Annotated in this window: 9 protein-coding genes and 2 pseudogenes; 8 read left to right on the top strand and 3 right to left on the bottom strand. The window is 67.9% G+C overall.

The window, feature by feature from the left end:
- Window positions 1-486: 486 nt before the first annotated feature.
- Window positions 487-603, bottom strand: a pseudogene (locus tag ACIRVH_RS44010) (IS5/IS1182 family transposase); the annotation flags it as partial.
- 178 nt (window positions 604-781) lie between these two features.
- On the opposite strand from ACIRVH_RS44010, the gene ACIRVH_RS44005 reads away from it, so the two are divergent.
- Window positions 782-2,203 (top strand): hypothetical protein, encoded by a 1,422-nt coding sequence (locus ACIRVH_RS44005; protein WP_403965921.1) that lies wholly within the window; start codon window positions 782-784, stop codon window positions 2,201-2,203.
- A 154-nt stretch (window positions 2,204-2,357) separates the two neighbouring features.
- On the opposite strand, the pseudogene ACIRVH_RS44000 reads toward ACIRVH_RS44005, so the two are convergent.
- Window positions 2,358-2,972, bottom strand: a pseudogene (locus tag ACIRVH_RS44000) (transposase); the annotation flags it as partial.
- 39 nt (window positions 2,973-3,011) lie between these two features.
- Window positions 3,012-4,340, bottom strand: a complete 1,329-nt coding sequence (locus tag ACIRVH_RS43995) for a helix-turn-helix transcriptional regulator (protein ID WP_403965918.1) — start codon at window positions 4,338-4,340, stop codon at window positions 3,012-3,014.
- A 237-nt stretch (window positions 4,341-4,577) separates the two neighbouring features.
- On the opposite strand from ACIRVH_RS43995, the gene ACIRVH_RS43990 reads away from it, so the two are divergent.
- The 7 genes from ACIRVH_RS43990 to ACIRVH_RS43960 are packed head-to-tail and all read left to right on the top strand — an operon-like array spanning window position 4,578 to window position 9,966.
- Window positions 4,578-4,988: a 6-pyruvoyl trahydropterin synthase family protein gene (locus tag ACIRVH_RS43990; protein WP_403965915.1), complete on the top strand. Its 411-nt coding sequence runs from the start codon at window positions 4,578-4,580 to the stop codon at window positions 4,986-4,988.
- A complete protein-coding gene (locus tag ACIRVH_RS43985) occupies window positions 4,985-5,731 on the top strand; it encodes a 7-carboxy-7-deazaguanine synthase QueE (RefSeq protein ID WP_403965912.1) in 747 nt (248 codons plus the stop codon). The genes ACIRVH_RS43990 and ACIRVH_RS43985 overlap by 4 nt, the downstream gene beginning before the upstream one ends.
- A 50-nt stretch (window positions 5,732-5,781) precedes the next feature.
- A complete protein-coding gene (gene folE / locus ACIRVH_RS43980) occupies window positions 5,782-6,417 on the top strand; it encodes a GTP cyclohydrolase I (RefSeq protein ID WP_403965909.1) in 636 nt (211 codons plus the stop codon).
- Window positions 6,417-7,238 (top strand): hypothetical protein, encoded by an 822-nt coding sequence (locus tag ACIRVH_RS43975; RefSeq protein ID WP_403965906.1) that lies wholly within the window; start codon window positions 6,417-6,419, stop codon window positions 7,236-7,238. The genes folE and ACIRVH_RS43975 overlap by 1 nt, the downstream gene beginning before the upstream one ends.
- Window positions 7,235-8,314, top strand: a complete 1,080-nt coding sequence (locus ACIRVH_RS43970; RefSeq protein ID WP_403965903.1) for a hypothetical protein — start codon at window positions 7,235-7,237, stop codon at window positions 8,312-8,314. Before ACIRVH_RS43975 ends, ACIRVH_RS43970 begins: the two co-directional genes overlap by 4 nt.
- Complete coding sequence (locus ACIRVH_RS43965; RefSeq protein ID WP_403965900.1) at window positions 8,311-9,003, top strand: dTMP kinase; 693 nt, start codon at window positions 8,311-8,313, stop codon at window positions 9,001-9,003. The genes ACIRVH_RS43970 and ACIRVH_RS43965 overlap by 4 nt, the downstream gene beginning before the upstream one ends.
- A gap of 33 nt (window positions 9,004-9,036) precedes the next feature.
- Window positions 9,037-9,966: a DUF2797 domain-containing protein gene (locus ACIRVH_RS43960; protein ID WP_403965897.1), complete on the top strand. Its 930-nt coding sequence runs from the start codon at window positions 9,037-9,039 to the stop codon at window positions 9,964-9,966.
- Window positions 9,967-9,973: the final 7 nt, after the last annotated feature.

Below are 9,973 nucleotides of genomic sequence, written 5' to 3'. Positions count from 1 at the left end.
CAACGGTTCCAGCTTCGGGCCCCGACGAGGAACTGACGCACCAGCAGCAGAAGTCACACCACTACTAACGATCAACTACTGGCGCAGGACACTAGTGCTCTGACCGGGAAGGTTCGCTGGGGTGGCGATGCCGGCGGTTGGATGAACGGTGATGTCGGAGCCGACTTCTGGGTGGGGCGGTGGCTGAGCCTGTCCGTGTGCGCAGGTTGACCGACCAGGAGGGGCAGAAACTGCAGCAGATCGTGCGTCGGGGTAGCACCAGTTCAGTGCGGCTCCGGCACGCGCAGTTTTGACCGCTTACGCTGCTGCTCCGCTTTCGATCCAGTGGCGGACCTCGCGGGCACGCAGTGCGTTCTCCCTTGGTAGGGATCAAGATGAGAAGGTCCATAGGGAGTTCGGTCAATTGACGGGCGGAATGGGGGCCTTGCTTGGTGAGCTTCCGCCATGCCGGGCGCGTGTTGTTGATCAGCGGCCGGGGCCTGGGAGCACGTGGATGCGAGCCATGGCCGTCTCGAAGGCGGGTGCGTCACCGGCCTGGCCCGCAGTGATGGTGAACGCCAAAAGCCGTGCACGACCGTCCGCGGCCAAGTGGACCTTGGCGCTTCCTTGATCACCTGCTGGACGCCGCTTCGCGAAAACGCGACGTTGGCCGCCGCGATGACCTGGCCTTCGACGTTAGCGCATGCGTTGGGAGCTGTCCGGTCTCTTGATACGGTCGGCGGTCAGATGGTCACCGACGGTCCGACGGATCCGTCACGGGGGCAAAGGGGACGTACACAGCATGCGTGTTCGGGCAGTGGCGGGAGCGTTAGTACTGGCGGCGGTATCGCTGGCGGGCTGCAGCGACCAGGCCGACGGCGGCCGCAAGGACAGCAACGGCAGCCCTCTGAATCCCTTTCACCAGGCGAAATCACTCGCCAAACTGAGCGTGCCTGCTGCCTACGATGCGGGCGAGGGATGGGACACGGCACTCGGCGGCGTTCCGAAGCGGGCGGCCAACATACCCGTGGTGGCGGTGCCGGGCGCCGGTGAGGTGACCAGCATTCAGGGGGCTGCAAACGGCTACACCACCATCGTGCGGGCCGCTGACACGGGGCGGATCAAGTGGTCTTCAGCGCCATGGGACATACCCACGCCCAGCGATGCCGAGTCGTCGCAGACGCCAGGTGTGACGGTTGTTGATCAGGAGGGCCGCGAGTACATCGTCACCTACGCCCAAGGCGTGCGGGGGAAGGACGCACTGCACGACGGCACCGCGGTGGTCAGTCTGGCGGTGTACGCCGCTGACGGGCAGGGCACGTCGGTGAAGCCGCTACGGCAGATCGATCTGCCGGTACAGGGAGAGCCCGCGGTGCGGGTCTCCGCGTACGGCGGCCGGGTGCTGGTCGGCCTGGGCAATATGGTCGACTCGGGCCTGTACCCGGAACGTTCGTTTGCGGTGAATGTGGTTACGGGTCAGAGCACCGCCTACGACCATCCCGATGACCTGCTGTCCCCGTGCGGCCAGGCCGACTGCGCGGGGGGCCGTGTCATCGCGGCCACCCCGAATGGCCCCTTGGTTGGTGTGGACAACGGAGGGTTTGGCCTGGCGGGCCACTGGTTCAGCGACTCCGTACGCCCGAGCGGTACCGAGCGGACCGGCGACCTAGCTCCCTTCAACGGACTGGCCTATGGCGTCATCGACGGCCACGTGCTCGCCGGCTGGCAGACCCCGGACAAGGAGGACGGCACTGCCGCCGATCCGGTGTGGTCCGTGCATGATCTGGGCACAGGACGTCTTCAGGCATCCATGACCTGCGGCTACTACCTGAATAACGACATTAACGCGGGCAACTACGGATCGCACCGTGAGTACGGCGTGGTCGCATCACCCGACGGCCGCTATCTCGCCGCCGGGCCCATCGTCTTCGACCTGCAGCGCAAGAAGGGCATCTGTCTGGCCAAGAGCGGCGACCGAAAAGACATCACGCTCGTCTCAATCCGCGACGACGGAACCGCATACGGAGCGGTCCAGCAGGACTCGACTGCCGAAGGCACTGAACCCGCCGCCGTGCAGGTAGATCTCAACGAGGGCCCGGATACTGCGAAGGTCCTCGACCGCGGCACCATCGTGCCACTCGTGACCAACGTAAAGGGCACGGGACTCTTCCTGAGCCGGGACGACAATGGGACCCTGCGCGTCTCCCTGCGTCGCGAGCGCTGACGTTCACCGTCCCACGCCCACTCCTCACAAACCGCCGAGCGCCCGCCGACGCGAGGAACGGCCGCCCGTCGGCAGCGTGACCGGACGGAGCCGCTGATCACCTGCCCGACGCTCTCTAGGGTGCTCTGACTGCAGAAACTTAGTTCCGCTCCGGTCAGGCTGCAGCTGGGAGCGGTCGTCCGCCCCATCGGATGCCCTTCTCACTTCGGATACGGGCGCGTTCCCTGCGCTCGGCGGCCAGGACGTCGCGCTGACGGACGTTGGCGTTGCGCCACCGCAGGTAGGCGTGCAGGGCCCGGGACTGCACAGTGTGGTTGGGGTGGTTGGAGTTGGCGATGGTGAACTGCCGCAGCAGGCCGAAGTGCGCCTCGATGGGGTTTGCCCAGGAGACGTAGGTCCGGGTGAAGCACAACTCGACGTTGTTCTTCTTCGCCCAGCGGCGGATGTCGGCGCCCTTGTGGGCGGACAGGTTGTCCAGGATCACGTAGATCGGGGCATCGTCGGGGCGGGCGGCACGGATCGACTTCAGCGCGGTGAGCGTGTTGCCGGCACCCTTCGTGCGGCGGTTCACGCCCCACAAGCGGTCGTCGCCGACCAAGTAGCAGCCATGGAAGTAGCGCACCCCGTGGGTGCGGTGGAAGGTGGCTGGCAGCCGGTCGGGATGCTTGCGTATGGCCCAACCCGAGCCGCCAGTGGGCCTGATCTCGAGCGGCCCGAACTCGTCGAAGGCGAAGACCCGGTCGGGGAAATGGTCCACCACTTCCTCGATCCACTCCGGCTGGCAACCTTCGCGATTGCCATTGGTGCGTCATGCAGCGGCGAGGGCCAGCAGCTCAGGCACTCCTTCGACGCTGGAGTGGGCCTGGAAACGAGGAACGAGCCCTTGCACGAGCTCAATGCAGCGGGGGGCGCCGATGCGCTGGGCGACCTGAAGTGCTTCCAGGGCGGCAGCGGCAGCGCGTTCGGGCTCTCCTAGGTCGAGGTGACTGCGGGCCTCGTAGGCACGGAAGACACCACGGGTCTTGTCGCGGCTGGGCGGCAGCAATTTTCGGCCCTCGTGGATGAGCTGGTGGGCACGCCGGGTGTCGCCCAGGTCGAGCAGGGCTTGCCCCGAGTCGACGGCCAGATCGGCGCTGGACATCCACGCGCACCACGCTGGCACCGGCTCCCCGGACGAGGCATCGAGAAGGTGCTCAGCTGCCGTAAGGGCCCGCAGGGTTGCTCGGCGCTCGCCTTGTGCCGCCAGGGCCCGGGCGAGCCGGAGCTGGAGCAGGGACCGGGCAGCCGGGTGCCGGGTCCCGGAAAGGGCCCGTTCAAGAATGCCAGCGGCCGTGCCTGGATCGTCCCTCCAGGAGGCCTGGTAGGCAAGGTCGCCGAGCAGAGCCGCGCCCATGTCGCGGTCGCCTCCGGTGTGGGCGCTGTGCAGTCCGGCGATCCAGTATTGGCTGGCCTCGGCCTGAAACCCGTGATCGAACCGGTGCCATCCCACCGTCTGGCTCAGGCTCGCGGCGAGTGTGTGGAGGCGTACTTTGACCGGCCGGTTGTACCGGCCGCCTTCGATGATGTCCGTGACCGTAGTCAGGAGCGCGTCAATCAAAGGCGCGGTGTGCTGGCGCTGCTCGGTCGCCTGGACGGTCAGACGGGCGCTGGTCTCCTCGAGCAGGGCGACCAGTTCCTCCCCGACCGCTTTGGAGCCTTGCGTCGACTCGGCCGTTAGAGCCCAGGTATCGGTCGACGCCCAGGTGCTGGCCAGCGTGACCAGGGCACTACCGGAGATGGCGGTCAGGAAGGTTCGGCGGGAAGAGCGTTCCATGGTCGTTCGCAATGCCTCTCGGAGGGCCGGGACCGGGCTGGCATGACCGAGCGGGATCACCGTGCCGCCGACACCCGGCAGCCAGTGCGGCCACAAGTGAGGGTCCACCACCTCGGCTGGAACCCCCAACGCCTCGGCGATGTAGGACTGCGAGTCGGCATCGGGTGTGACACCCTCTGTTTCCCATTTGTAGACGCGTTGCTTCGTAGCACCCGATCTCAGCCCGCGGCGTTCGGCGGCACTACGGATCTCCCGCGCGAGATCAACCCCTGTCATCCCGCGCGCGATCCGAGCCCGTGCCAGAGGGTGCTTCTTCTCGGCCACGTCGTCATCCAATCAAGCGTGCCTGCGCTGAGCGTAGCCGCGAGACGGCCGGGATTACCGCAGGATGACCACCAACTCCTATGGCGACACGCACAGTTGATCGACACTCGATCACCTCGGCGATCTGGTGGGTGGTGCGAGCGCACGGCCCACCAGAGCCCAGACCCGATGACCGACCCCTGCGTGAACTCCTCCGGCGGCCAAAGCCGCCTCGCCCCCAACTCCCGAAGGAAGCTCATGGATCTCAGCTCCGTTCCGCTGCTGCCCGGGGCCTTCACCATCGGCAAGAGGTTCGGCTTCGAGGCCGGCCACTGCCTTCCTGGTCTGGCGCCCGAGCACAAGTGCTCCCGCCAGCACGGCCACAGCTATGAGGTCGAGGTCATCCTGACCGCTCAGAAGCTGGAAGAGCCCGGGTTCGTCACGGACTTCGGCGCTCTCGCCCCGTTCAAGACGTTCCTGGACACCGAACTGGACCACCGCAACTTGCACGAGATCCTCCCCTTCGAGCCGACCTCGGAGCGCCTGGCCCAGTTCCTGGCCGGCTGGTTCATCCAGAACCTCCAGGAGAAGATTCCCGGCCGCCTGGTCGCAGTCCTCGTCCGCGAGACCAGCAGTAGTTGGGCGCGCTTCGATGTGGAGGGGCTGTGACCACACTCGAGTCGATCACCGACGGACCGGCGACGGACGACGCCAAATTCTGGCTGATCGTCGCGGAGTGCTTCGGAGTCGAGGTGCCGACCTTTCAGGGCGAGGGTCCGAGCTGTGGGCACCCTGCCCTGTTCATCCGTCTGTCCCGGTGCAACTTGACCTGCGCGAAGTGCGACACGAAGTACACCTGGGACTGGGCCCGGTTCGACCCGCGCATGGAATCGACGAAGCGGTCTGTGGCGGACTTGGTGGCCTGGGCCGTGTCCTCGCCGGTCGAGCTGGTCGTGATCACCGGCGGTGAACCGCTGATCCAGGAGGCGCGCCTGGTGCCTCTCGTCCGGGGGTTGCTGACCGCCGGCAAGGTCGTGGAGTTCGAGACGAACGGCACCATCGCGCCCGTCCCCGACCTGGTGGTCGACGGGGTCCGGTTCAACGTGTCGCCCAAACTCTCCAGCTTCGGTGTGAAGGAGGCCAAGAGCATCGTGCCTGCCGCGCTGGAGGCGTTCGCGGCGTCCGGGCGGGCGGCGTTCAAGTTCGTCGCGTCGTCTGTGGCCGACCTCGACCGGATCGCTGAGCTGGTCGACGCACACCGGTTGGCGCCGGTGTGGGTGATGCCGGAGGGCACCACCGCTGAGGCGGTCACTGAAAGGACTCGGGTCCTCGCGGACGCGGTGGCGGCCCGGCACTGGCATTTCACCACCCGGTTGCACGTGCTGGCCTTCGCTGACGCGCGAGGGCGCTGACCGCACGCACCGTCCCCATCGGTTCCCCTGTTCCTGGAAGAGAGAAGCCCATGACGACCTCTGTCGCCAGCCCCGAAGCGCCGCTGAGTACCGCCGCCGTGCCCGGTCGCCCCACCGCTGCAATCAATACCGGCCGGGTCGCCGACCTGATCGCTCAGCTCCTGGTCGAGCTTGGCGAGAACCCCGCCCGGGAAGGGCTGATTGGCACTCCTGACCGCGTCGCCGCCTGGTGGAACGCCTTCCTGTGCCCGGACGACGCGGAGACGGCCACCTGCTTCACCGAGTCCCATCTGAGCGGTCAGCTGGTCATCGTGAGTGGAATGAGCGTGTGGTCGCTCTGCGAGCACCATATGCTCCCCATGAACCTGCAGGTCACTGCCGGATACGTGCCCGACGGCGAGGTGGTGGGCCTCTCGAAGTTCGGGCGGATCGCCCGGCGCTTCGCCGGTCGCCTCCAGGTCCAGGAGCGCTTCACCCGCCAGGTTTCCGAGCACCTCATCGGCGTGATCGGACACGAGGACGTCGCTGTCGCCGTACGCGGTGTGCATCTGTGCATGAGCATGCGTGGCGTTCGGATGGAGGAGGCGCGCACCACCACGGTGCACACTGGCGGGTGCTTCGGCACCGACCTGGTTCTTTCTCAGCAGTTCCTCACAGTCGCCGCCGGGCAGTGGGGGGCGTGGTGATGGCCGAGGGCATCGACTTCTCCGTCATCGCTCCGCCCGCCTACCTGGAGGACTTCGTCGCCCAGGAGCCGGCCCGCGTTCACCATGTGGCCGCCCAGCGGGTCCAGTCCGACGAGGTGTACCGGGGCTTCTTCGCTCGCGAGGCCGAGCGCGGCGCCGAGATCATCGTCGACAACGGGGTGTTCGAACTCGGCTACGCCCTGCCTGCGGCCAGCCTCGTCGAGGCTGCGCTCGCGGTGTCGGCGAGGGAGATTGTCCTGCCGGACGTCATGCGGGACGGGGCCGCGACCTTGAAGGCGAGCGAGCAGGCGGCGCGGGAGATTCGGGAGCTGTCCGGCGACGCCTTCCGGCTGTGCGCGGTCCTGCATGCAGTGGACGACGAGGAGTGGCTGCGTACTTACGACGCCTTTGTGACCGGCGGCTGGGCCGGGGCCATCGCCTTGCCGGCCTCGCGTCGGCCAGATCCCCACAAGCAGCTGTGCCGCACCCGCTGGTTGGCGACCGCATACCTGGAAGACCGTGGCCTGGTCGACGATCTGATCGTCTATCGGCTGCTCGGTCTGGGCCGGACAGGGCACTTGGAGCTGGTCGAGCAGCGCGAGCACGAGTGGATCTCCTCCGTGGATGGCGCCGCCCCGGTCATCCTCGGCGCGATGGGTATCGCCCTGCTGCCCGAAGGGCCGTACAAGAAGCCCTCCACGCCACGGATCGAAAGGCTCGGTCCGATCCCCGAGGACCGCTTCGACCTGATCCGGCAGAACATCGCTGTCGTCCGCGCAGCGGCTGGCAGCACTGTGACGATCGCCGAGGAGCGCCGATGACCCCCCAGCTGGCCGACCCCGCCCCCGGGCTGGTGCGCGCCGCCCCGGTCGACCCCAGCGGGCACACCATGAGCCGGGAAAGGTTGCTGCGCTACCTGGAGATCAAGGTCCACCATCTCATCCAGGACCAGGACTGGGACAGCATCTGCGTCATCGGCGGCTATGACCGCACCACGGTGCTCTCCCGCTACGAAAAGAGCGGGAAGCTGTTCAACATCGAGCGGCCCACGGCCGAGGTCTACGGGCGCGACCTGGTCGTCAAGGCGTTCCCCGGCGCTGACTACGTCCAGCACTACGCGCTGATCATCGCCTCGTACCTGGCCATGACCGGCCGCCCGGCCGACACGGTCACGTACAAGCCGCCTGAGCAGGCGGAGTGCCGATCGGCGCTCGACGCGCTCGACCTGGAGCTGGACGGTGACCTGGTGATCGTCGGCTGGGGCCTGCAGTACCTCGCTCCCGTGAACGGGGTGTGGAACCGCGGGCCGGGCTACGCCTGGCAGCGGGCCGAGGTCGCTGGCCGCCCTGTGGTCTACCTCGGGTTCCTGCACAGCATCTGGGGGGACGTAGCTGGACGGGTCGTCGCGCGTCTGGCCGAACTCGGCGCCGGCGATGTCGTCTACGTCGGCAAGGTCGGCTCGCTGATCCCCGGCATCGAACCGAACACCTGGCTGGCGACCGGCAACACAAGCCTGGTTCGCGGGGCGCTGGTGAGCTGGGACGACTTCTTCGGCGACTTCGCCGCCGCCCAGGGCGGCGTACAGAGCGGCCTGCACGTCTCTTCCCCGTCGATCCTGCTGGAGAACCGCGACTGGCTGGCCCAGCACACGGCGTCGTACGCCTTCGTCGACCCGGAGATCGGGCCCATGGGGGCGGCGGCGCGTCAAGCAGGGATCCGATTCGGCTACCTCCACGTCATTTCCAACAACCTCGCCACGCACTACCCCGCCGACCTGTCCAATGAGCGTCACAGCGACGTCCTGCATCGCCGTGCGGTCCTGGTCGACCGGATCCGCACCATCATCAACGGCCGCCTGACCGCCAGCCCGGCCCACACCTTGGGAGGAATCCGATGACGGCGAACGCGCCGACCACCCCCACGCCCGGGCGGCTGATCACCTTCGTTGGCGGAGACGGGGCCGGCAAGTCCACCCTCGCCGCCCGCCTGCACCAGTCCCTGAACGACGCCGGCCACGAGGCGATCCTCGTCGGCAAGCACAGCACCGACGTCCCCCGGGACCCGGAACTGTCCTCCTACCTCGACCGCCTCAACGAGCTGGTCTACCGGCGCGACGCCCGCGTCGCCCGAGCATGCGGCGACCGCTACTGGCTGCTGGCACTGGCGTCCTGGTACACCCTGCAGGACCGGCTCGTGATCCAGCCTGCGCTCACCGCGGGCACCCACGTGGTCCTCGACAACGCGCACCACAAGATCCTCGCCCGCTACGCGGTCAACCCCGAGGTCCCCACCAGCCTCGCCGCACAGGTCTTCGCCCACCTGACCGAACCGGACCTGGTGTTCTTCCTGGATATCGGCGCCCGCGAAGCCCTCGCCCGCAAGTGCTCGTTCACCTCCCTGGAGACCGGCCACTCCGGCGGCGGCGAGGAGGACTTCATCCGCTATCAGGACACCGTCCTCGACCAGATGCGCGAACAGGCGGCGCGGGGCGCCTGGCTGTCGCTCAACGCCGCCGGCATGGACCGCGACCAGGTTTTCAAGGCTGCCTCCGTCGCGCTCGCCGATCGACTGCACCTGACCGTCTGACCCACCCCCGTCCCGATCGACAAGGAACGCGCTATGGACCAGGCCCAGATGCCTGCCAATGGAACGTACATCTGCCACGGCATCACCTGGGCGAGCGGAGACCCCCGCCTCCTGCTCGCCCCGCTGCCCGGCGGAGCGCTCGTCTACGCCCGGATCATGGGCCAGCGCCTCGGCTACGAGGTGCACGGTATCGGCCGGTGGTGCACCGGCCGATACCGGTTCGCCGACCGCCTCCGTGTCGAGGCCGTCGCCTGCCCCGACCGGGCCGCGGCCGAGGCTGGCGGCCAGTGCGCCGCCTGCGCCAGCCGGGATGAGTTCCGCTTCGCCCACCAGTTCCACTCCGGCGGCCACGTACCCGACGCCCTGGCGGCGTACATGGCTCAGCCGCACTGGCTGTACCTGGCGACGTTTGCCGACGGCACCACGAAGGTCGGGACGGCGGCCGCCCCCCGCAAGCGTTCCCGCCTCGACGAGCAGGGTGCCCTGATCGCCACCTACCTCGCCGAGAGCCCTGACGGCCGCGCCGTTCGGTTCATGGAGGACGCCCTCACCCGCCGCCTTGGCCTGACGCAGATCGTGCGCGCTGCGACCAAACTGACGGCCCTAGCCGAATTGCGCGACCTCGTCCCGGCCCGCAGCGCCCACCAGCAGCACCTCGACCGCGCCAGCGAGGCCCTGGCCGACCTGAACATCCCGGCGGTGCTGGAGCCTTGGACGCCTCCCGGCCAAGGCGACCTGCTCGGGGCCCCCGGCACTGAACGTGCCCTGTATCCGCACGACCTGCGTGAGGGCGAGCACGGGATGACGGTGCTCTCCTGCATCGGCTCCCAGGTCCTCGTCTCCCTAGACGGTGCCGGTGAACTGCCCTACCTGCTTGACCTCGGCGCTCTGAAGGGCCGCCACATCACCCTCGGCGCACAGTTCTCCTCACCGCCAGCCGCCGTGCAGTCCGCGCTCTTTTGATCCTGCT

Origin of the sequence: Streptomyces sp. NPDC101165 (assembly GCF_044768135.1) — a bacterium.
In the GTDB taxonomy this organism is placed as follows: Bacteria; Actinomycetota; Actinomycetes; order Streptomycetales; family Streptomycetaceae; genus Streptomyces.
Note: the sequence above shows the minus strand (reverse complement) of the source record. Positions and strands in the feature narration are given on the sequence as shown.